Annotated in this window: 19 protein-coding genes; 6 read left to right on the forward strand and 13 right to left on the reverse strand. The window is 47.7% G+C overall.

The annotated features are described in order from the left end of the window. Positions 1-6: 6 nt before the first annotated feature. Positions 7-2,295 carry a T9SS type A sorting domain-containing protein gene (locus tag V7Q13_RS07755; RefSeq protein ID WP_333800112.1) on the forward strand — a complete coding sequence of 763 codons (2,289 nt, stop codon included), beginning with the start codon at positions 7-9 and terminating at the stop codon, positions 2,293-2,295. A 79-nt stretch (positions 2,296-2,374) separates the two neighbouring features. On the opposite strand, the gene V7Q13_RS07760 is transcribed toward V7Q13_RS07755, so the two are convergent. Then, positions 2,375-4,066: an ArnT family glycosyltransferase gene (locus tag V7Q13_RS07760; RefSeq protein WP_333800113.1), complete on the reverse strand. Its 1,692-nt coding sequence runs from the start codon at positions 4,064-4,066 to the stop codon at positions 2,375-2,377. 94 nt (positions 4,067-4,160) lie between these two features. Between V7Q13_RS07760 and V7Q13_RS07765 the strand changes: the two genes are divergently transcribed. From V7Q13_RS07765 to V7Q13_RS07780, 4 genes are all read left to right on the forward strand, one after another. After that, positions 4,161-5,102 (forward strand): glycosyltransferase family 2 protein, encoded by a 942-nt coding sequence (locus V7Q13_RS07765; RefSeq protein WP_333800114.1) that lies wholly within the window; start codon positions 4,161-4,163, stop codon positions 5,100-5,102. Between the two features lie 93 nt (positions 5,103-5,195). Continuing rightward, a complete protein-coding gene (locus V7Q13_RS07770) occupies positions 5,196-6,458 on the forward strand; it encodes an adenylosuccinate synthase (protein WP_333800115.1) in 1,263 nt (420 codons plus the stop codon). A 116-nt stretch (positions 6,459-6,574) separates the two neighbouring features. After that, positions 6,575-6,988 (forward strand): hypothetical protein, encoded by a 414-nt coding sequence (locus V7Q13_RS07775; RefSeq protein WP_333800116.1) that lies wholly within the window; start codon positions 6,575-6,577, stop codon positions 6,986-6,988. Between the two features lie 19 nt (positions 6,989-7,007). Then, positions 7,008-8,324 (forward strand): anthranilate synthase component I family protein, encoded by a 1,317-nt coding sequence (locus V7Q13_RS07780; RefSeq protein WP_333800117.1) that lies wholly within the window; start codon positions 7,008-7,010, stop codon positions 8,322-8,324. Between the two features lie 7 nt (positions 8,325-8,331). Here the strand turns inward: V7Q13_RS07780 and V7Q13_RS07785 are convergent, their stop codons facing one another. The 11 genes from V7Q13_RS07785 to kbl all read right to left on the reverse strand — a co-directional run bounded on the left by V7Q13_RS07785 (position 8,332) and on the right by kbl (position 20,382). Further along, on the reverse strand, positions 8,332-9,438 hold the full coding sequence (locus V7Q13_RS07785; protein WP_333800118.1) for a lytic transglycosylase domain-containing protein: 1,107 nt from the start codon (positions 9,436-9,438) through the stop codon (positions 8,332-8,334). A 23-nt stretch (positions 9,439-9,461) separates the two neighbouring features. Further along, positions 9,462-10,907, reverse strand: coding sequence for an Asp-tRNA(Asn)/Glu-tRNA(Gln) amidotransferase subunit GatA (gene gatA / locus V7Q13_RS07790; protein WP_333800119.1), 1,446 nt, complete (start codon positions 10,905-10,907; stop codon positions 9,462-9,464). A gap of 93 nt (positions 10,908-11,000) precedes the next feature. After that, positions 11,001-11,210 (reverse strand): Sec-independent protein translocase subunit TatA/TatB, encoded by a 210-nt coding sequence (locus V7Q13_RS07795; RefSeq protein WP_157479848.1) that lies wholly within the window; start codon positions 11,208-11,210, stop codon positions 11,001-11,003. Positions 11,211-11,337: 127 nt separating this feature from the next. Then, complete coding sequence (rplS, locus tag V7Q13_RS07800) at positions 11,338-11,700, reverse strand: 50S ribosomal protein L19 (protein ID WP_333800120.1); 363 nt, start codon at positions 11,698-11,700, stop codon at positions 11,338-11,340. 117 nt (positions 11,701-11,817) lie between these two features. Beyond that, positions 11,818-12,555 (reverse strand): tetratricopeptide repeat protein, encoded by a 738-nt coding sequence (locus tag V7Q13_RS07805; RefSeq protein WP_333800121.1) that lies wholly within the window; start codon positions 12,553-12,555, stop codon positions 11,818-11,820. Between the two features lie 97 nt (positions 12,556-12,652). Then, a complete protein-coding gene (locus V7Q13_RS07810) occupies positions 12,653-12,961 on the reverse strand; it encodes a Dabb family protein (RefSeq protein ID WP_333800122.1) in 309 nt (102 codons plus the stop codon). Between the two features lie 119 nt (positions 12,962-13,080). Beyond that, entirely contained in the window at positions 13,081-13,824 is a 744-nt protein-coding gene (locus tag V7Q13_RS07815; protein ID WP_333800123.1) for a LytR/AlgR family response regulator transcription factor, read from the reverse strand. Positions 13,825-13,833: 9 nt separating this feature from the next. After that, on the reverse strand, positions 13,834-16,827 hold the full coding sequence (locus tag V7Q13_RS07820; RefSeq protein ID WP_333800124.1) for a sensor histidine kinase: 2,994 nt from the start codon (positions 16,825-16,827) through the stop codon (positions 13,834-13,836). 38 nt (positions 16,828-16,865) lie between these two features. Next, positions 16,866-17,885, reverse strand: coding sequence for an amidohydrolase family protein (locus V7Q13_RS07825; RefSeq protein WP_333800125.1), 1,020 nt, complete (start codon positions 17,883-17,885; stop codon positions 16,866-16,868). Positions 17,886-17,903: 18 nt separating this feature from the next. Then, positions 17,904-18,896 (reverse strand): hypothetical protein, encoded by a 993-nt coding sequence (locus V7Q13_RS07830; RefSeq protein ID WP_333800126.1) that lies wholly within the window; start codon positions 18,894-18,896, stop codon positions 17,904-17,906. Between the two features lie 298 nt (positions 18,897-19,194). Then, positions 19,195-20,382 (reverse strand): glycine C-acetyltransferase, encoded by a 1,188-nt coding sequence (kbl, locus tag V7Q13_RS07835; protein WP_333800127.1) that lies wholly within the window; start codon positions 20,380-20,382, stop codon positions 19,195-19,197. 340 nt (positions 20,383-20,722) lie between these two features. Here kbl and V7Q13_RS07840 point away from each other — a divergent pair, with 340 nt between their 5' ends. Further along, the gene (locus tag V7Q13_RS07840) at positions 20,723-20,923 is read left to right on the forward strand and encodes a hypothetical protein (RefSeq protein ID WP_157479860.1); all 201 of its coding nucleotides are present in this window, start codon (positions 20,723-20,725) and stop codon (positions 20,921-20,923) included. Positions 20,924-21,072: 149 nt separating this feature from the next. On the opposite strand, the gene V7Q13_RS07845 is transcribed toward V7Q13_RS07840, so the two are convergent. Further along, positions 21,073-23,943, reverse strand: a complete 2,871-nt coding sequence (locus tag V7Q13_RS07845) for a PD-(D/E)XK nuclease family protein (RefSeq protein ID WP_333800128.1) — start codon at positions 23,941-23,943, stop codon at positions 21,073-21,075. Between the last annotated feature and the right edge of the window lies 1 nt (position 23,944).

The raw sequence follows: 23,944 nt of genomic DNA on the forward strand, positions 1-23,944 counted from the left end.
ACAAGCATGAAACACGTTTACTTTCAAAAAGCCATGGCAGGTGCCCTCCTGCTATTGGGCACACACATTGGCTTTGGCCAACAGGGCGGAGTATTAGATGCTACAACTTTTGGAGCCGGTGTATCCGGCGGAAATAACTTTATCTCCAATACCGCCATTACATCTACTGGCAAAATCATCATTGCCGGTGATTTTAACTCAGTGGATGGCAATACCAAAACCAATCTGGCTCAGTTGAATTCGAATGGCAGTTTTGATGCCAGTTTCAACACGGGTGGCAATGGTCCTAATGCCATTGTAAGAGCTCTTCGCATCCGCAGCGACAATAAAATCTGGATTGGTGGTGCGTTTACACAATTCAATGGAGCTGCAGCCCCGGGCGGCATTTTGTTGCTGAATGATGATGGTAGCCGTGATGTATCGTATGCACCTGCCAGTGGCACCAACCTTCGTGTCAATACCATTGGTATTCTTTCAAGTGGCGATATTGTAGCAGCCGGATTATTTACCACTTTCAATGGTAGCTCTGTTGGAAAAATTGCCCGTATCTCAGCTACAGGTGTGCTCAACACCACTTTCAACACCAATATTGGTACAGGTGCAACCGTCGGTGATTTTGAAAGAATTGCCGTTCAACCTGATGATAAAATTATTGCCGTAGGCAATGTGACTACTTTCAACGGCGCTTCAATTGGCAGAGTAGTGCGTTTGAATGCCGATGGCACCACTGATGCTACATTTATGACCAACATTGGCACTGGAGCCAACAATACTGTGAGAGCCGTAGCTGTGCAAAGCGATGGTAAAATTTTGCTTGGTGGCGACTTTACCAATTGGAATGGGTCTGCCGTTGTTCGTTTGGTTCGGCTCAACCCCGATGGTACGGTTGATGCAACTTTTACTGCAGGTGCTAACTCATCCATTACTGCCATTTTGGTAAAAAGCGATGATTCATTTTTGTTAGGTGGCTCATTTACCATTTCGGGTACTACCACACCATCCGTACTGCCTACCCGCAACAGCATCTCTTCGTTCAATGCCAATGGCACTGTTAATACCAACTTTGTACCCAACCCTGGCGCAAATAGCGGCGGTTTTGTAAACCAACTGGCGCTGCAGAGCGATGGTAAAATTGTTGCCGTGGGCAGCTTCACTACATTCAATGGTGCTACCCGCACCCGCATAGCCCGCCTGCATGGCGACCTTACTGCTGCAATCACTGCACAAACGGCCACTATCACCGGCATTTCTGCAAACAATGTGTATGCCTTGGGCAGTACAGATGGTAGCATCGTGGCTAAAGTAGTTCCCAACGGTGCTACCCCAGTAAGTGGCAACGTTACTGCTCAGGTTTTCTTTGATGGTAGTGTGCAAAGCGTAGGCAACATTCCTTACCTGCAGCGTCATTATGAAATTACCCCGGCCTCCGGTACTACTGCCCGTGTAACGCTTTATTTTACACAGGCCGAATTTGATGCCTTTAACGCTGTACCAAATGGCAACGACCTGCCATACAATGGCGCTGATGTCGAAAACAATAAAGCCAATATCCGTTTCACTAAATATGCAGGCTCAAGCTCTCCCAACGATGGCAACCCGGCCAACTATAGTGGTGGCACTACCATTATCGATCCGGTAGATACAGACATCATCTGGAACAGTACCACCAGCAAATGGGAAATCAGCTTTGATGTAACTGGCTTCAGCGGTTTCTTTATGCAAACCAGCCTGAACGTACTGCCGGTAAAACTCAAAAACTTTACTGCCCGTGCAGAAGGCGTTGCTGCTAAGCTTGACTGGAACACGGCTTCCGAACAAAACAGCAGCCACTTTAATGTAGAGCGTAGTTTGGATGGCAACAACTTTGCCGTGGCCGGAAAAGTAAATGCCGCCGGCAATAGCAACAGCAGCCGCAGCTACAATTTTACCGACAACCTGGCTAAAGTGCCCCACACAGGTGTAGTGTACTACCGCCTGCACATGATAGACAGAGATGGCAAAGCCGCTTACAGCGACATCAAATCTATCCGTCCGGGTAAGGTAAATTTGGGTGCAGCCTTACTGCAAAACCCCGTAACCAGCGAAGCCCGGGTGTTGTATAAGGCTACTGCTACCGAAAAAATAAACATCCGTGTATTGGATAGCCGCGGCCAGCTGGTAATGCAAACCGCACAACAGGTAAGTGCAGGTGCCAACCAGCTGAAACTGGCTACTGCCAACCTCGCCAAAGGAATCTACAGCATAGAAGTAACTGGCAATGGCAATCGTCAAACACTGCGTTTGGTGAAAGAATAACAGCCATCGTCCACATAAAAAAAATCCCTGCAAGGCCAGTCCTTGCAGGGATTTTTTTTATGTACAAAAGTCAGGTGATTTATTTAACACCGGCAACGGCCACCAGGTGCACAAATCCGTAACTGTTACTTCTTGTTTTAGGATTGATGAATTGTGCATTAAGACCGGTAATATGAAAATCGGGCTGCTTGCTCAGCTCTTGCAACACAAATGATTTTTGCAGCAAAGCAATGCCATCATCATTGGTAAAAATGAGGGTTGGTTGCTTAGCGGCAATGCGGTCACGGATGGCCGTATCACTTAGCATGGGCCGCCAGTCTTGCAGGTAAAAATCAAAAGAACGCAGCACGGTGTGGTACAAAAAAAGCTGCTGCTTATCCACCCGCATTTCTTTTACCACTTCTGCCATAGCACTTCCACCTTGGTAGCGGGCTATTTGCGGATAAAAGTTCAGGTTCAATCCAAAATTGACCAGCAAAATTGTAGCAGCAGAAGGTATCCATGCTTTATCAAACAAATCGGTAGGCGTACGTAAAAAATACCAAATGATGATGGCGGCAAACAGCAATATTGCCAATGCAACACCCCAATGCTGCACCGGAAAAGCCCAGCCATTGAGCACCACAAACAATACACCTAGAATACCCACAATCACCCACTGAAAATTGCGGATGATACGGAGTGCTTTGAAATTGCCCTTTTCAAAAAACTGATGAACAAACTGTGCCGTAAAAATGGACATGAACGGAAACAACACATTGATATAATGTGGCAGCTTAAAGCTCGACATAGACATAAAAATGAACATGGCCCATACTCCGGCAAAAGTGAGTTGCTCCACCTGCCACAGCGATTGTCCCTTGGTTTGAATAGCGTCTTTAATGCGACTAACCACACCGCTGTAGCACAGCACACTCCACGGTAGCATTGCCCACAGCAGCGAGTGAAACAAGAAACTAAACTCAGGATTGTCTACAAAAGTTCTATCGCCGGCAAAGCGTTCAAAGCTTTGGGTCCATAAAAGAAACTTGATGCCAGACATGCCATAGCTACCATTCACCAGCTTCTCCGGATGCAAATCGAACTGCTGATAATAGTAGTACAACACCGGCGACAAAAACACAAAGAAAGATGCCAGCAGTAGGGCCCACTTCCAGGTAAACAAGGTTTTAAAATTACGCTGACCAAGCAGGTAAAAGAAGGTAACACTACCCACTACCAATACCGCAATCATGCCCTTGGTGCCCACGCCGCCTGCCAAAAAAGCCCCTGCCCACAGCAGGTGCTGCCATTTATTTTTTTGAATAAACAATACCAGCTGCCATACAGCCAGCACCACAAAGCTGGTGAGTAACGAATCGGTACGTACATCGTGATTGGCCAGTAGTATGGCTTGTGAGGTCATAAACATCAGCGCAGCTACCTGCCCTACTCTTTTATTGTACAGCAAACCGCCCAGCTTTGCCGTAGCAAAAGCAGCCAGCAAGCTCATGAGTATGCTTACCAACCGGTAGCCGTAATCTGTTGCGCCAAACAGCTGATAGCCCGGACATGCACTCCAAAACAACACATGCGGCTTATCGAGATAATCGTAGGCTTGGCCATTTTCGTAGGTTCTGTTTACAATATCGGCCCAGTTATTTTGCTGATGCATGTGCATGGCAATGCCAGCATATTCCGGCGCATCGGTATCCATCAGTTTTGGAAAAAACATACCCGCTGCCAGCACCAAAATCAGCAGCAACCAGAGTGGCCAATAAGTTTTGTTCATGCCCAAAAAATTTGTGCGAAGGTAATAGCCTCATGGCAGGCAATCTGCCAGCCCGTCGGAAATCGCTAATTTGCCGCCCTATAAAGTAGCCAGCATGCGTCCTCCTCTGTTAGCCATCGTATTACCATGTTACAACGAGTCAGCTATTATTGCCAGCACTGTGGAGCGGTTGCAGCATTTGCTCAACGACTATGTTGCTCAATCGTTGATAGCCGCCGAAAGCTATCTGTTGTTTGTAGACGATGGCAGCCGCGACAACACCCTGGAACTGTTGCGACAGCACAAAAGTGCACAGGTTAAAACCCTGAAGCTGAGTGCCAACTGCGGACACCAAAGTGCATTGCTTGCAGGTATGCATTTTGTAACCGGCAAGTGTGATTGCATGATTAGTATGGATGCCGATTTGCAAGACGATATTCATTGCACCAAAGCCATGCTGGAAGCTTACCTGCGTGGAGCACAACTGGTGTATGGCGTGAGGCAAAGCCGTGGCAACGACACCTGGTTTAAACGCAAAACCGCCCTGTGGTTTTACGGGCTCATGCACAAGCTGGGGGTTAATCTGGTGTACAACCATGCCGATTTTCGGTTACTAAGCAATCAGGTGTTGCATGAGTTTGGCCGCTACCGCGAAGTAAACCTTTTTCTGAGAGGCATTTTTCCCCGCATGGGCTTTGCCAATGCCACGGTGTACTACGACCGGCAAGACCGCACTGCTGGCGAAACTAAATACCCGTTTCGGAAAATGCTGAACCTGGCGGTGAATGGTATTACCTCGTTTAGTAATGTGCCGTTGAAAATTATCACCTACGTTGGTTTTCTGGTATTTATTGGCAGTTTGCTGGCTTCATTTTGGGTCATCTTCGTCATTCTTACCGGCCGCAATGCGCCGGGCTGGGCATCCATTACACTGCCCATTTACTTTTTGGGCGGGGTGCAGCTGCTAGCCTTGGGCATTTTGGGCGAATATATTTCCCGCATTTATCTCGAAACCAAACAGCGCCCAGTATACCACATTGAAGAAGTAATTGAGTAAGGAAATTGTCAAATTAAATCTTCCCTTCAATTATCGGCTATACACGGGTGCAACCTCCTATTTTTGCCGTTCAACAGGCATATCCAACAAATCATGATTGACGTTATACTCGGCCTACAGTGGGGCGATGAGGGCAAAGGAAAAATCGTAGACTACTTTGCTCCTAACTACGATATTATTGCCCGCTTTCAGGGCGGCCCAAATGCAGGCCACACATTGTATGTAGACGGCCAAAAAATTGTGCTGCACCAAATACCCTCCGGTGTATTTCACAACCACACCACCAACCTTATTGGCAGCGGTGTGGTGCTCGATGCAGTAACCCTGAAAAGAGAATGCGAATCGGTAGCCAAATTTGGTGCCGACGTTCGCAAAAACATGTTTATTTCTAAGCGTACCCACCTCATTTTGCCTACGCACCGTGCTTTGGACAAAGCCAGCGAAATGCAAAAAGGTGATGGCAAAATTGGCTCTACCCTCAAAGGCATTGGCCCCGCTTACATGGATAAAACAGGACGTAATGGCCTGCGTGTTGGCGACCTGCTCGACAAGAACTTTACCACCAATTACATCAAGCTGCGCCTAAAGCATCAGCGCCTGCTCGATAACCATAATTTCAACGAAGACATTACCGCTTGGGAAGAAGAGTTTTTTGAAGCAGTAGAGTTTTTGCGCAGCCTCAATATTGTAGATGGCGAATACTTCCTCAACGAAAAAATACGGGCTGGTAAAAAAGTACTGGCAGAAGGTGCCCAAGGCAGCATGCTCGATATCGATTTTGGCACATTCCCGTTTGTAACCAGCAGCAATACCATTACTGCCGGTGTTATGAGTGGCTTGGGTGTAGCGCCTCAATTGGTGCGTGATGTAATCGGTATTACAAAGGCCTATTGCACCCGTGTGGGCGGCGGTCCTTTCCCTACCGAACTGCACGACGCAACCGGCGAAGAACTGCGCAAAGCAGGCAATGAATTTGGCGCCACTACAGGTCGGCCTCGCCGCTGCGGCTGGATTGATTTGGTAGCCCTCAACTACGCCTGCATGATCAACGGGGTAACCAAAGTGGTAATGACCAAAGCCGACGTGCTGGACAAGTTCACTCCATTGCAAGTGTGCACAGCATACAATGTAAATGGCGTAGAAACTGGCCAGATTCCATTCGATCTTTGCAAGGCCAATATCGAACCGGTGCTACAATCATTCCCCGGTTGGAATACCGACACTACCGTGTGCAAAACAGAAAACGATTTACCCGAAACCATGCGTACTTATACTCAGTTCATCAACGAAAAAATTGGTGCGCCGGTAAAATGGGTAAGCAATGGCCCAGGTCGAGACCAAATTGTACCCTTATAGTTTTACATTGAAAAACGGTCCAAAAAAGTTTGATTGAATCATTGAAAAAAAGTTCCGTCATTTTTTTGGCTAAATAAATTTCACTCCCAAATTTTACATTTCTAATCCTTCGCAACATGGCTATTAGAAAAGCAACATTGGAACAAGATATCCTGACACCCGCAGACGAAATAGATGAGCTGTTGGGCAACATTATCGCTGGTAAAAAGGCAGATGATGACGACGACGATTTAGATGAAGACGAGGATGATGCCCCCAAGAAAAAAGGTGGCAAAAAAGCCAAAGATGAAGACGAAGACGATGAAGACGTAGAAGACGACGAGGACGATTGGGAAAAGGGTGAAGAAGACGAAGAAGAAAGCTGGGACCCTGACTTCGAAGAATTTGATTTGCCAAAATCTGGCGCTAAAAAAGGCGGCAAAAAAGGCGAGGATGAAGAAGACGACTTCAAACTGGACGAAGACCTCAATGAGTTCGACGACCTGTTTGGCGACGGCGGCGATAGCTTTGACGACGAAGACGACTTCTAATTGAGTCGCATACAAAAACATGCAAGCAGGTAAGGTTTACCCCATTCATAACCTTAGCGTATTTAAGCAACAACTGTTGAGCTGGGCCAACCAGTTCAGCAGTTGTTGCTTTTTAGACAATCATCAATACGCATCGCCATGGCAGCAGCAGGAGTGTCTGCTGGCTGTGGGAGCCAAAGCCATGCTGCAAACACAAGCTGGTAAAGCATTGGCGCAAATAGATGCGTTTACACAAGAGCACCGCGGCCAATGGATTTTCGGCCATCTTGGTTACGGCCTCACTTACGAATTGATGCAGCAACAATCGCAGCATCCACATCCCGATCCCGATGGTTTTGCTGATGCATGCTTGTTTGTACCAGAAATAGTACTGCAATGCAACGACAACTCAGTTTGTATTTATGCTGATGATGTTCGCTTGGCCGATGAAATTTTCAAAGTCATCAAATCGCAGTATGTAGGGAATGCTTCTACCCAAAGCTGCATGCGCATTGGGCAAATGACACCTGTTCTCTCGCAGGCACAATACCTGCAAGCCATTGCTACGTTGCAGCAGCACATTTTGCGTGGCGATTGTTATGAGATTAATTTTTGTCAGCAGTTTTTAGTACCCGATGCTGTGGTTGATCCTGTAGCATTGTATCTGTCGTTGTGCGAAGTATCGCCCAATCCATTTTCGTGCTATTACAAAATTGACAGCAACTATTTGGCTTGTGCCAGCCCTGAACGTTTCCTCATGAAACGTGGCAACCACTTGTACAGCCAGCCCATTAAAGGCACAGCCAGCCGGCATAAATACAATACCGATACAGACGAAACATTGAAACAGCAATTACAGCAAAGTGAAAAAGACCGCAGCGAAAACGTGATGGTGGTTGATTTGGTACGCAACGACCTGTCGCAGATTTGCAACAGCGGCTCTGTACAAGTGGCTGAGCTGTTTGGTATTTACACCTACCCGCAGGTGCATCAAATGATCAGCACCATTGAAGGAGAACTTCGCCCTGGTACAAGCTTTGCACAGATTTTACAAGCCACCTTTCCAATGGGCAGCATGACCGGTGCGCCCAAGCCGAGTGTGGTGTCGCTCATCGATAAATATGAGCAAGGGCAGCGAGGCATTTTCTCTGGCTCTGTGGGCTACATTCAACCCAACGGCGATTTCGATTTCAATGTAGTGATTCGCAGTATCGTGTATGAGCAAGCTGCAAAGCAGCTACACTACCATGTAGGTAGCGGAATCACCCATTACAGTGTGCCGGAAAAAGAATATGAAGAATGCCAGTGGAAGTCGGCCGCTATTGAGCAAGTGCTGAGTAAACTTCAGACACAATAAGGAACGCTTAATTCAATGATTTTTTGGCCGCAGGCTTAGTTTCTGTTGCTGGGTACTGTGTGCTCCTATTGGTAGCTTGCTGCATGGTAGCCACCACCGATTGGTAAAGAATATTAAACCGGTTGGTTTTGAAAAATTCCATCTTGTCGGTTGGGATGCGCAGCGTGTAACCCTTTTCTGTATTTACTATGGCATCAAAGCCCGGGTTCAATGCATTGAAAGTGTTGATGTCCATGGCCAATGCATTGGCCACCACCACAGAGTTGTAACGACCCTGCACTTCTGTTGTGGCCGTACTGTTGAGTACGGCAGGGTCTAACTGGGTTTGCATTTGTGCAATCTGATCTACCATCTTGGTTTGATGGTTGGCCCACTCTTCTTTGGTGCTGGTCGTTTGCCCCGCAGCACCCTCCATAATGTAATGTGTGCTGATGAATTTCTTAACGTGGTTGCGACTTTCTTGTGGCAGGTAAAACTGCAACTTCCAGAAATCGCGGCTGCCACTTTTACGAATGGCAGATTGTACATTGCCGGGGCCACCATTGTAGGCAGCAATCACCAGCAGCCAATCGCCTAATTGGCCGTGTAGTTCCCGCAGGTATTTGGCTGCGGCATGAGTACTTTTGTAATAGTCGGTGCGTTCGTCGTAACGGTAAGTAATGCGCAAGCCCATTCTACGACCAGTTTCTGGCATAAACTGCCAAGGCCCAACAGCACCTGCCCAGCTTTGCGCATACGACTGCAAATTACTTTCTATAACGGCCAGGTATTTCAGTTCTTTTGGCAAACCATAGCTCTGCAAAATGGCATCCATCATGGAAAAGTAGGGACCAACCCAACCCTTCATTGATTGCAAATGCTTTTCGTGCTTTTTCAGGTAATCTTCTACAAAAGGCAGCACCTGCGGATTGAGCTGAGGTGCAGCCGCTACACCATTTGTGCCGGGTGTGTTCACAAACAAATTGCGAAATCCCTTTTCTTCCAAACCCTTTCCTGCAGTTGTGTCTTTCTTTTCCGCAGGCTTCACTTTAGGGTCAGTGGCAGTAGCAGCAACTGTCATCAGCATGGCTATGCTGAAAAACAAAGTGCTGAAATATGAACGACGCTGCTGCATGCGAAAATGGTTTGAACAATGGCTTAGTTGACTTTGAAGCTGGCTTCAAGGTAAGCGCCAATGCGGTGCAAAAGTACTTCTTCGCCCCGGTTGCACAACACTTGCAGGCCAAAGGGCATGCCATTGCTGTGTTTGTAGAGCGGCAAAGCCAGGCCCGGAATGCCCGCCAGATTAGCGAAAACTGTATAAATATCTGCCAGATACATGCTCACCGGATCTTGATTGAGCTCTCCCAATAATGGTGCTGTTGTTGGGCTTACTGGCATCAGTATGGCATCAAACTCACTGAAAATCAGCGATGTTTCAGCCACAATTTTGGCACGTACCTGCTGGGCCTTGGTAAAATAGGCATCGAAATAACCGGCACTCAGTACAAAAGTGCCGAGCATAATGCGGCGCTTCACTTCGGTACCAAAACCTTCACTTCTGTTCTGCTTGTAAAAGGCTGTTAAATCATCCGCATTGCCGTTGGCGGCATGCCCGTAGCGAATGCCATCAAAACGGCCCAGGTTGCTACTGGCTTCCGCCGTGGTAAGTACATAATAGGTAGGCACAATGTATTCCATCAAATCAAACGGCACGGCGGTCACGGTATGTCCTGCTGCTTCCAGCTGCGCAAAAGTGTTGCGGATTGCGGTTTGTATTTCGGCATCAGGGCTCGTTTCGCCCAAAGTGGGCTGCAGCCAGGCAAATCGCAATGGCTTTTGTGGTGTTGCTAATTGCGTAGCAGCAGGAGTTGGTTCATCCTGCATAGCCGTACTGTCCAATCCATCGGGGCCAGCCAGTACATCGTATACTGTGGCTACATCGGCTACATTCGTGCCCAACACCCCTACACAATCAAAAGAACTGGCGTATGCAATGAGGCCATAGCGGCTAATGCGGCCATAACTGGGCTTGAGGCCCACTACACCGCAATAATCGGCTGGCTGCCTTACCGAACCGCCCGTATCGCTGCCAATGGCTATCATACACAAGCCTGCCTGCACGGCAACCGCAGCACCGCCCGATGAACCACCGGGTACCCTGTTAGGATCGGCAGCATTCCGCACCACTCCATGAGCACAGTTTTCATTGGTACTGCCCATGGCAAATTCATCGCAATTGGTAGAACCAATAATGATGGCGCCAGCATCCAACAACCGTTTGACGGCAGTGGCAGAATACACTGCCTTATACCCTTCAAGCATGTGAGAGCCAGCCGTTACAGGCTGACCTTCGTAATTGAGCACATCTTTGATAGTAACCACCACGCCGTGCAGTGGCAGTAGAGGTTTACCTGCAGCTACAGCAGCATCCAGTTCTGAGGCCTGCGCCATGGCCTCTTGCTCAAAAACATGCAGGATGGCATTGAGCGGTTTGGCATTGGCTATTTGCTGTAAATAATGCTGCACAGTAGCTACACAAGTAGCAGTACCGGTCTGTAATTGCTGATGGTATTGGCTAATGCCTGAAAACTGAAACGACATACGCTGGGGGAATAATACAAAAAGCAGAAGCTGCTACGGCTAGCAAGCATCTGCTTTTTGACTGTACTTTATGGAAGGAAAGGAATGAAAAAATTAAGCTTCAGCTTTTTTCTCTTTTTCATTCATGCCATCTTCAATTTCTTTTTTCACGTTTGATTTGGCATCGTTGAACTCACGGATGCCGCGACCCAAACCACGCATAAACTCGGGGATCTTACGGCCACCAAAAAGGATGAGTACAGCCAGCACAATAAGGATCCACTCACTTCCGCCGGGCATGCTTAACAGCAAAGTTGACAACATGATTCTATTTTTTTGGATTGTAAAGGTAAGTGTTGCGTGGCTAAAAGTACAGGTTTTGCATTTCTAGCACCCAATGCCATAAAAAAAGGAACGCATAGCGTTCCTCTTCGTATTGTAGAGCTGCAGATTATTCTGCAGTGTAGCGTTTTTCTTTGATACGTGCACTCTTACCGCTGCGTTCACGCAGGTAGAACAAACGGGCACGACGCACTTTACCAACTTTGTTGAGCACAACACTATCAATGTGAGGACTTACTACAGGGAAGGTACGTTCTACACCTACGCCGTCGCTTACCTTGCGAACAGTGAAGCTTGCAGTAGCACCAGTGCCCTGACGCTTAATCACATCGCCTTTGAAGCTCTGGATACGTGTTTTAGCACCTTCAACTACCTTGTAGTTAACGGTAATATTATCTCCAGCCTTAAACTTTGGAAGATCGTTGGCGGTAGTCAGTTGTTCGTGTATAAACTTGATTGCATCCTGGTTCATGGCGCATTTTTTAGGACGGCAAAGGTAGGGGTGAGCATCTTTTCTGCAAAATAAAAACCAAACAAATCAAGGATTTCAACGCTTTTTTTTGATGGCAATGTTCGAAAACATTGATTATCAATGATTTTTTGGCTTAGCTGCAGGCTTACCAGCTGCCGGTTTTGGAGCTGCAGGCTGCATACTTTGCAAGTTTTGCCGGGCTATTACAAACTCAGGAAACTCTTTCACCGCCAGTTCATAAAACTTTTTTGCCTCAGCATTTTGCTTTTCTCTGAAAGCCAGCGCCCCGAGCATGTTGTACGCTGCAGCCAATACAGGCACCGCCTCATTATTGCCGGCGCTTATTTCCAGTGATACTTTTTCTTGTCGGGCTTTGGCCGAATCGGCAACCACTTTATTCAACGAGGCTTTGCACTCACCAATGCGTTCCAGCAAAAACTGGCGGGTAGCCAGCTGATAAAAGTTGTACGGCTCCGGCGAAAGGGCACACAGTTTTTCGTACCAATCGAGGCTGGCCTTAGTATCACCGGCACGGCCGGTAATGTCGGCCAGCAAAGTGAGTGCCGTGATGTCTTTGGGGTTAGCCTGATTGATTTCATTGGCCATTTTATAAGCGCCATTGAGATTACCTAAGCGATAATAGACAACGGCCAGTGTGTCTTTAAACTGCGCCGCACCACCATGCATCAGGTAGCCGGTGAGGGCATAGGCGGCACTGCTCATATCGTCGTACTCCAGCGACCGGCGGTACATATTCATGTATGCTTGTTGTTGTTGAGTACTATCCGTTTTTGTTTGTGCAAATGCCTGCGCAGTTGTAAGCAATACAAAGGCAAGGAGGATATTTTTTTTCATAAAGGAGGGGCAGTTTACAATGAGTGGCGAACTAAAGAGAAAAATAGCTGATAGCACTCACCAAAATAGTGGATTTACAGCATGATTGAGTAAACGGCTATTGATCGACAGCCATATCGTACACCAGCACATTGCTCCACAATTGGCTGCACGCTTGCACAAATGCCTGATGGATAGGATGCTCCTGATAAGCAGCCTGGTCTTCGAGACTGTTGAAATACATGAGTTCTGATACCTGATAGCTATTGTCTACTACGGATCGCTTTTCGGTTGAAGCTGGCCCGCCCACCAGTAATTGTTTGACTTGAGGAATGGCGGCAAGCGTATGTAATCCATTTTTCAACTGGGCAATATGGGCAGCATTATCGGGCTCTTTGAGCCAAAAGAAAACGTGATGAATGATCATAGTAATGACTTATTTATACAAACAAGGAAGGTATTGCGCTGCATCAAACTTACATAGCACTGTTTCTATCAAAATAACGAGGAAGTTTTTACTCTTTCTCATCGACTGGCATCAACGTCCTAAATTTTAGTAAACAGTGCCAGAAACTCCTGCTTTTTTTGCCTGCTCAGTGCTATGCGCATTCCATTGCGTAACAGCAATTCGCCACCTTCACCTCGAATGTATTGAACCACGGCCTTTACGTTCACCATGTACGATTTGTGTGCCCTAAAAAACTGTGGCTGATGCTGCAGGGTTTCCTCAAATAAAGCCAGTGTTTTACTCACTAATAATTTCTTCCCATCCTGCAGTACAATTTGGGTGTAGCAACTAATTGCTTCCAGCACTACTATTTCTTCCAGCTTCACAAAACTCAGGCCCTGGCCGGTGGTTACAGCCAGCGTATCAATAGTGTGCCCTTGCTGCATGCGCTGCAACGAAGCCACTTGCACAGGACTGGTATGCTGCTGAAACTGCAGGTACTGATCCACAGCATTGCGCAATTCTTTTTTGTCAATGGGCTTGAGCAGATAATCCAAAGCATTCATGCGGATGGCCTGAATGGCATACTGATCGTAGGCCGTGGTAAAAATAACTTTGAAGGGGATGCTGCTCAGGTGCTGCAATAAAGCAATGCCATTCAGCCTGGGCATATCTATGTCCAAAAACACCAAGTCGGGTTCATGTAACTGTAGTAAATGAACAGCGTCTTCAGGTTGTTGTGTGGAAAACAACAGGTTTATTTCAGGACAATGCTTTTGCAGCAAATGTGACAAAGCATTGATACCATGAAATTCGTCGTCAATAATAGCTGCGTTAATCATGTAGCAGTTTTAGTGTAGGTGTAAACAGAGTTTTACCATGGTGCCTGCAGCTTGCCCGTTGTTGTACAAATCTTCATACAGCACTTCGTTTGCTGCGTTCAGCATCTTCAATCGATGTACTGTAATCTCGATGCCCAGCGAGGTATGTGATTTCTGTATTTGCTGTGTGGCTGCTCTTCCAATGCCATCATCTGCAATGGTTATTAATACAACATTGGAGTCATACAGCTGAACATTGATGTGTAAATGTCCAGTTTCCTTTTTGTTGCCTAATCCATGCCAAATCGCATTTTCTACAAAGGGCTGCAATACCAGCGGAGGCACTTCTATCATGTCGGGCTGTACAGCTGCGCCAATGCTAATGTGATAATCAAAGTGCGGCACTCTCGTTTTTTCCAAGTCAATATACAGTTGTAATGCAGCCAACTCCCGGTCCAGTTTAACTGTATTGTTTCGGGTTAGTTCTAACGTATTGCGGAGCAGTTTGCTAAACGTAGTCAGGTACTCACTGGCTTCATCAGTTTTTTGATCGAGTATAAAACTGTTGATGCTATTCAAACTATTAAAAATAAAGTGTGGATTCATTTGCGTACGCAATGCCTGCATCTGCGCTTCTTTCAATTGCTTTTCGTGCAAGGCTGCCATACGTTGCTGGCGCATTTGCCTCCGAACCAACCACCACAACAACAAGGCTGCCAATATTACACAGCATGCATAAAACCACCACTCTTGATACCAGAAAGCGGCAATCTCAACAGTACAACTGTATGGGATTGTAACCAGATCGATGGGGCCACGAATATCGAGTGTGTAACGACCGGGGCCCAGGTTGGCAAACAATATTTTTCCCTCACCCACTCTGTGCCAGCCCGTATCAGATTCATGCTGCAAGCGATACCACAATTCACTGCCTGGCGAGCCATCGAAATTGAGGTTGTTGACCAATAACGTAAAGGTAGTTGTGCCAGCCGGCAGCGACAGCATTTGTGCTTCAGGTAAAAAGATTTCACCATTCACCATGGCTGCATCCACATCAATGATGGGGATGGGCCTGGCGGCAATCAGGGCTGAAGGATTGAAATCAACATGCCACTTATTGGCACCTGCATACAGGTTACCCAAACTATCTTTTTCAAAATAGCCATCCAAATAGTCATTGGGCACAGCGCTATTGGCGGTGTTCAGCTGCCACCAATCGCCTGCAGCTAAGCGGCACCATATACCAGTGGCTGTGGTTGCCCATAACTGGCCGTTTTTATCAAACTGCAATTTGAAAATGTTGGTAGCAGGCACATCCGATAAGGCTTTCACTGCATCGGTACCTTCTTGTACAACATAGATGCCATTTTTTGACCCCACGTACACTTCTCCACTTGGCGATTCGGCCATGCCAGCAAAACCATTGGTGGCAGCACCGGTTGCTGTATTTAGCAGTAGCTGAAACCGGTTGCTGTTTCTTTCTTTTCTAAACCAACCCTTACTGGTACTGGCGTAGAGATGGCCCGATGACGACAAGTAACTGGCCACAACATTGGCGTCAGGCAGTCCACTTTCGCCACTGCCATTTGCCCAATAGCTTTGCTGAAACTGTTGAGATGCTGTATTAAATATGAAAATGCCCTTTCTGCCACAAACATTCAATAGTGAATCATTATACCGACTGATATTGCGCAAAATAAAATCATCTGCATGCTTGGCACCCGGTGGAAAATACACCGTTGTTTGTCCATTGCTTTTGCACAGCAAGCCACTATCGGATGACAACCACCAACTATCAGGCTGTTGCCAATACTGGCCGTATACTCCTTGCCACAACAGTTGATGTGAACCATGCAATTGCTGCACCGATTGCTGATGCGCCCATGCGGCATCAAACCAATGCCAGCCCTTGCTGTACCAACCACCTATGCGAAAGCCACTGGGTACAATTGACAGGCTCATAGCCAAGCCATCAAATACAGGTTGGCCACCCCATCGTACTGCACTGCTAAAATTCAACCTGTGCATCTGTTGTCGAAATGGCTCGATAGCGGCAATGCCATCTTCATTGCCTGTCCAAACAATGCCCTGCGCATCGGTATACACCAGCAAACTCTGGTTGGCAAAAGGAAACCCATGTACATCGCCGGGGTGATAGGTCAATATGCGGTAAGCAAGGGTTTGCGGATCTACCATCCACCACTGCCTGTCTGCCGCTGCCAGCAGCCATTGTTTGCCGTGAATGTCTTTCCACAACGTCAGGCTTTTACAAGTGCTTCGTCCGGTAAAACCCGGCAGCGTTTGCAAGTGTCTGGTTTGCGGATTGAAGTACAAAACGCCTTTGCCATAGCTGGCTATAAAAACTTTATCAGGCGTATACACCAATATATCCCGAATGGTAACTGGCTCCGGTTGACTGTCTTGTGCAATGGTCAAGATTTGTTGAAAATGCCATTGGCGATCTACCACCATCAGTGTATTGGCCGACCAATACAGATGGCGGATTTTATCAAAAGGCTTCATGCCATCCATGGCTATGCCCGTTCGTTTTGCCTGCTTTGCATTATTGGTAAAAACAAATACACTGTCTTGCGTAAATGCATGTACGTTCCCTTTTGCATCTTTACTGATAGCCCTGTACACACAACTGCTAACACGGGTGTACCGAAGTGTACGATGATTGACCCAACCCAGCTCATTGGGTAGCAATACCCAGAGCCGTTGCTGATGATCCAGTACGATGTTTTTTATTTCTTGCTCTACCGGACGGCCGCTGCTGTCTGTAAGTAAAATGGGTTCAAAACGACGGCCATTAAAGCGAGCCAAACCAGCAGGTGTAGCAGCCCACAAGTAGCCCCTCTCATCTCTTGCCAAACCCTGTACGGTAGCCGATGGCAACCCGCTGCTTTGGGTATAGCTGGTAAATACCGGCCATGGAAAAGGCTGCGCCGCCACTTGCTGCAACATTGCTGCCAGCAAGAGTAAAAAAAGATATCGTCCCAATGATGCCAAATGAATATCCAAGTGCCTAATATAATCCGAAGCCGCCTGCATCCAACGCTTTACTCATGCATCTGTTGAATTTGTTCTTTGGACAAGCGTAAAAAACGGGCTGCGTTGTTGAACAGGATATCTCTTTTTTGTGATGGCGAAAGAAAAGGCGCATTGTTGATATTATCGATAGCAACGCCAATGCTCTGTGGCCATACCATATTGTCGCTGCCAAACAGGATGCGCTTTTCAAAACCTGCATTCACTAATCTTTCCAAGTAGAAATAAAACTCTTTTTTAGGCATGGCAAAAGCAATAATGCCCAAATCAACATGTAGTTGCGGATGTACGTATAAAGTAGCCAGCATATCATCGAGCATGGGCCAGCCGGCATGCATGGCATACACCCGAAGGTTGGGATGCCGCACCAACGCTTCTTCCAGTTGTGTAGCGCTGTGCAATCTGGCTCTGTAATTATTTGCACCCATGTAAATAACGCCGGGCGGGCCAGGACCCACATGTACGCCCACGGGTATATCCAGTTTTTCTGCCATGGCTAAAAATGGCTCCACCAGACTGTCACTAAAAGAAATGCCTTCGTACTGAAGGCCCAACTCGCCAAACACTTTGAACTCACCGGATTGAAACAACTGTTGCAACGAATCAACCGACAGCCCAACCATTTGCACATCGTAGTAATTCCACATCACGGCATTGATGATGCGCTTTGGCGCTGCAGCTTTCCAACGCCGCACCATGTGTGGCTCGCCGCTGGTTACACCATACACATTGTATTGGTTAAGCACGGCAATGGTTTGCACCATCAATGCAGAATCTGTAAGGGGAGAAGTAAGCGGATGGCTGGTCCAATCGCCATTCTTGAACACTTGCATGATGGTTTGCATGTAGGGCTGCTTCGGATCGTGACAGCCCCAGTGTGCAAAAGGCGCACCGACATTCAAGGGTGCCGGGCCCTGATCATTGGCAGCTAATGCATGTAAATGCATGTCGATGATGGGCAGTTTTTTGGCGGGCTGCGCATTCGTTATTGCTACGCCAATTGCACACAACAGCAATAGTGTTAATCGCATAAAAGGTGATTTATTCATTTACTGTATTGCGGCGCAAATGGCGTACACCCTTACGGCCCGCAATTGAGTGGTGTTGGTATTGGTAGCTATCACTTTCCATCGGCTGTCATTGCCTGGGTCGGGGCCGGAGTAATTGATTTTGATGTCTTGTGCAGCCGTATTGTAATCTCTGTGGCCGCCTCCACCGCCAATGGCTTTCAAACCATTGGGGCAGGCACAAAATATTTCTGCAATATAATTGGTGGGCATGTCCACATCTACAAAAGGCCTTGTTACACCGGCGAATATAGAACCATTGGCATATATGGGCCCGGTCACAGTAAGGCTCTTATCAACATACAGGGTTTTAGTCACACTTGCATAAGTAGTGGATATCGTGAACGCCTTTTCATAATCGTACGTGGCGGGGTTATATATTTCGATATTCATTCGCGGAGTAGTGGGTTGAAACGTATTTTCCATTGTGATTCTGCTGTTGGGTGATTGATTATAATCAAACCGGATGGCAGAAATACTTTGTGCTGAAGGATTAGGGTAAAGGCTTGAAGAAAGGCCCCTGATAAGCAGTCCGTTGTAAGGGTATGGCGCTTCCAGATAAATGCCATTTCCTGAGAACCCATTTTGAAGAATATTCAGTTTTGCCAGCACCGGATTAGCCAGATTGGCTTCTGTACCGCCAATGCCCACTTGTCCAAGTTCGTCTACAAACATTACCGTACGTATGTCATTATTGTATTTACGATTGAGATACAGACGAGCTGAATTTATTACAAAAGCATCATCTCTGCCTCTGAGTGCCATCCATTCAAAACTCACATTGTTGGTAGGCCTGAGGGAAATGCCTACGGCAGCCGTGCTGCTGCTCAAATCAGCCCCTTCTATTTGCAGGGCAATGCTATCTGCACTTACCACATGCAGTTTTTTTTGTGGGCTGCTGGTGCCAATGCCTACGTTTTGTGCCATGCCGGCTGTTGCAGCCATGCAAAAAACAAACAACCATACCTGTTTCATTACTGAGGGATTTACCTCGGAAAATTCATCTGCCATGCGCAAGTTGACCTCAACCAATCAGCGAAAGGGGTGGATGGCTTAGCGAAGTGCGACTGCTGAAGGGCTGCGCTGCCCGGCGGGCTGGGTGCGCAGCACCGAACGAAGTGAGCCCAAAGGGGAGCGAACTGAAGCTGGGATTTGCACTGCTGCTGACAGCCCCCGCCTTGCCTTACCCTTTGCCTCCTAAAGGTGGTACAGAAAAGGCCCGTTCAAGTTGAACGAGCCTCCCTAATTCCTTATTCCAAATTACTAATAACAATTACTGAATCACTCCCAACTCCTTGCCTACTTTGGTAAAGGCGGCAATGGCCCGGTCGAGGTGCTCTTGGGTGTGAGCAGCACACATTTGCACCCGTATGCGGGCCTGGCCCTTGGGCACCACGGGGAAGAAGAAGCCGATGACGTAAATGCCTTCGTCGAGGATGCGGGCTGCAAAGTTTTGTGCCAGCACGGCATCGTACAGCATTACCGGTACAATGGGGTGGTCGCCGGGCTTGATGTCGAAGCCGGCTTCGGTCATTTTGCTGCGGAAGTATTTGGTGTTGTACTCGAGTTTGTCGCGGAGCTCGGTGGTTTCGGTGAGCATGTCGAGCACGGCAATGCTGGCACCCACAATGCTCGGGGCTACGGTATTGCTGAACAGGTAGGGCCGGCTGCGCTGGCGCAGCATTTCAATGATTTCTTTGCGGCCGCTGGTGAAGCCGCCGCTGGCGCCGCCGAGGGCTTTGCCGAGTGTGCCGGTAATGATATCGATGCGCCCCATCACCCCACGGTATTCGTGGGTGCCACGGCCGGTTTTGCCGAGGAAGCCGCTGCTGTGGCATTCATCAATCATTACAATGGCATCGTACTGATCGGCGAGGTCGCAAATTTTATCGAGCTGCGCAATGGTGCCATCCATGCTGAAGCTACCGTCGGTAACAATGATGCGGCTGCGCAGATGTTGGCTTTCTTTGAGCTTGGCTTCGAGGTCGGCCATATTGTTGTGCTCGTAGCGGTAGCGCTGCGCCTTGCACAATCGAACGCCATCGATAATGCTGGCATGGTTCAGCGCATCGCTGATGATGGCATCCTGCTCATTGAACAGGGGCTCGAAGACGCCACCATTGGCATCGAAAGCTGCGGCGTATAAAATAGTGTCTTCCGTACCGAGGAATTGAGCAAGCTTCTGCTCCAGCTCTTTGTGAATGTCCTGCGTACCGCAAATGAAACGCACGGAGCTCATGCCATAACCATGGGTATCAATGGCTTTGTGAGCCGCTTCGATGACTTTGGGATGGCTGCTGAGACCAAGGTAGTTGTTGGCACAAAAGTTGAGCACTTGCTTGCCGTTCACGGTTATCTCAGGACCTTGCTCACTGGTAATAATGCGTTCTCTTTTGAAAAGGCCGGCTGATTCTATTTCGGCCAATTCGGCTTTTATACGGGCAACAAATTTTTCGTTCATGTTTCAGGCAATTTTTAAGCGAAGCGAAGGTAATGCGGAGCGACATAGTTTGCCACGGCCTGCTTTTGTAAAGTGAAAACCGCCTTTTAATCAATGAAAGACACCGTTTGTTCAATGGTGCATGCAACAGCGGTTTGATACCGATAGCTTCGCAGCGTCAACCATTCACGCCCACCTACCGCACCCCCTGAACCCTTAAACTTGTTGGTACCGTGTGTTGCGTGAATGGCCTTTGGCAGGTTAAGTTTCGTTAAAAATAGCTGCGGGAAATAAATTTAGGCAAACCTGTAACGTTTGCGATTTATCTTCGTCTCATACTGCAAACACACCACCCCCTGCTATGAAAACTGTAACTGCCAAATCGGGAATACTGCTCACCATCATGTTGGTGGTAGCCCTGATTACCTACGGAATGCTCAGCAACCGTAGCGGCGCCCAATCTGAAGATTGTTCAACAAACGATCAACAAACATCTGGCCAGGTGCAAGGCAAAGTGAACTTGAAGAGCATGAAGCGCCACCTGCTGGATTTTTATAAATAGGCAGTAAGGACAAGATGCACCGTTGAAGTATCCGGGCATCTTGGTACCTGAAGCCGACACTGGATGACCAAAGCCGAAAGCTTTGGTTTTTTGTTGTCTTTTATTTCCCCCCGGGGTTGAAATCCTTTTCCACGGATTGAAATCCGGGGCTATGCCCTGCCGCAGATGCCGACAAAATCGCAATACTGGCAATGGCTGGCATCGGGTGTTTGATCAAAGGCTACGGCAGGGTCGAACAGTTCTTCCAACACGGTACGTACCTGCGTTTCAAAAGCATCGAGTACCGTGTGAATGTTTTGATACGACACCACTTCATCTGCCGCTTTGTGTATCAGCTGCACCTGATTGCTGTTATGCTGTAAATGCCGCACTGCAATGAGTGCAGGTTCAAAATTGCGTTGGGCAGGAAACTTCTGCCGAAACATCCAACTGTAGAGCAGCGTCTGCGCAGCAGCTTTGTTTTGTTTGTTGCCATCACGTTCAAAAAGGGCTTCCAGCGAATGAAACGATGGGTTATCGCTACCTGTTTTGTAATCTACCATCCGCACTACGCCATCTTTTTCATCCACACGGTCAACGTAACCACTCAGCACTACTCTTTTCATGCTGCCTTTAATGGGTACAGTAAAAGATTCAGCGAGTTTTACTTCTAAACTTTTCAAAGTAAATGGAGCATAATCCTCATCCACCCGCAACAACAAATCGACATACTGCAACACAATGGCCCGCACAATATGCAGCTCTCCCGTAATCTCAAACGTGCCTTTGATTTCTTTGCGCCGCCATGCCAACCGAAACGCTTCGTTTACCAATCGTTCCTTGTGCTCTTGCATCCAGTGCACCGCTTCTTTGCTAATGGCGTTGTTGAATGTTGAGCCGCATTCGGTGTAGAGCAGCTCCATGAGTTTGTGCACCACGCTACCCACTGCAGATGCTTCTACGGCTTCTTCCAATTCTTCCGGCGCTTCAATACGGGCCAGGTGTTTAAAGAAAAATTGCAGCCGGCAATTGAGGTACGTATTAATAGCCGATGGCGAGATGGTTTTAGGCGACTCTTGCATGTGGTATATAGAGAGTAGCCGCATCACAGCATCATCTTTTGCTACCGTTATTTCGGGCCACGCATCTGGCGCCACCTGATAACTTACTTTGGAGTGATGCACCGGAATTTTCGATTCAAATTCCAACTGCTGCACAAAGCGGCTCACTTCTCCCGTGCTGTTGTCCGTTACTAATGCATTGTACACCAGCTGCAGCTGTTGAGTACGATGCAGCAACCGATAAAACACATACGCAAAAATGGAATCCTGATGCTCGGGCACCGGCAGGCCAAAAGCACGTCGCACATTGTCGGGCAAAAAAGAATCGGGTGGTTTAATGCGGGGCAGGCTTCCTTCATTGGCACCGAGCACAATGAGTTCGTCAAAATCGAGGCCACGGCTTTCCAGCAAACCCATGAGCTGTACCCCTTGCAGCGGTTCGCCTTCAAAAGGTACGCTCAGGCTACCAAGTTGTTTCATGAGCAAGCTGCCCATGAAATACAAATCGGGTTGGGGCCGCAAGGCTGCAAACAATGGCTCCAACTGTTGCAGGGTTTTCCAAACAGTGGTACACAATCCTTTCGTCATGTGATCGGTCTTCGCTACTGGCAACTGTATCAACAACTCCATCATCTCCCGCAGTCGCTGAAAGGCTTCCATATCGGCCATCATACGGCCAAACAATAAAGCACTCGCTTTAGATAATGATGCTAATGCAGCAACAGGTACCCGAATCAGGTTTTCCCTCAATATTTTTTCCTGCAGTTTGGCAAGGTCTTCTCTGCCAGCATCGCAGAGCGGATGCTCGAGCCAGCGGCGAGCAATGGTATGATGAACGCTTTTGTATTGATGCTGCAGCATTTCCTGCTGCACATCAAAAAATAATTTCAGCACACTGTAGACATGGCTTTGCTGTAGCGGATAGCCCATGGTAATATTGACCTGCTGCATACTCGCCGGCAACGATTGCAACACTGGTATGAGCAAACTTTCATCGGCCAGTAAAATACCAATGCGTTTGTTGTCATGTTGTTGTTGCGAAATGTGTTGCCACCAATGCTCAATTTGTTTGGCCTGTGCCATTTGCCCTTCGGTGGCCGTCACCAGTATGGGCAGGCTTCGCTCTGCAATACTGCTGAGCAAGTGCAGCTCATTGCGCAAGCCCACTACTTCAAAATTGCGGCGCAAAAAATCGCCGGCTTCCTGATGTGCTTGCTGCACATACCAGGTATCGGCATCAAACCAGCAGCTGGCATAGCCTGCGTCGTTCCATGCTTTGATGAAAGTTTCCTCGGCTTTGTTGAACGCATTGAACCCCACAAATGCCACATGCGCCCAATGTGTTGACAATTGTTGCAACGTGTCGGCATCTGTAGCCATCTGACGGTACAACCTACCCATGGTAGTGTAGTGACTATCGGAAAGCAATTGCTGAAATACAATATAAATAGCAGGCAGCCGCTCCCACAAGCGGAGAAATTTTTCCTGAATATTTCCTTTGTCAATGGTGCCCTTCCAAAAAGATTTCAAAAAGGCCCGCTGCTCTTCTGTGAGTTGATCGAATCGTTTGTCAATGCTTTCGATATCATATAAAATCTGGCAGATGTCTTCCACGTTCACCAGATAGCTGTCTATCTCCCGAAAATCTTTGAGGATGGTTTCGCCAATGGAAAAGAAGACATCAAAAGGCGGAATATCTGTATCGCCTTTTTCTTTGGCTATTTGTAGATAGGCTTCGTACAAAGCAAAACCCTGTGTTAGGTTGTCGGCTACTTGCATGCTGCCCGACTTTGCTACCAACTCTTCGATGGTAAGCAGCTCAGGCAAAAAGCAAGGCGGCGCTGCCAGTTGCTGTAAATAGCTGGAGAAAAATACTGCCTGCCGACGGTTGGGAAATACCACTGCCAGCTCATGCAATTGGCCTTTGAAACGCTCCAGCAATTGCGTGGCTACTATCTGTAAAAAAGGTTGCATACTCATG

Source organism: Phnomibacter sp., from assembly GCF_036803085.1.
GTDB lineage: Bacteria > Bacteroidota > Bacteroidia > Chitinophagales > Chitinophagaceae > Phnomibacter.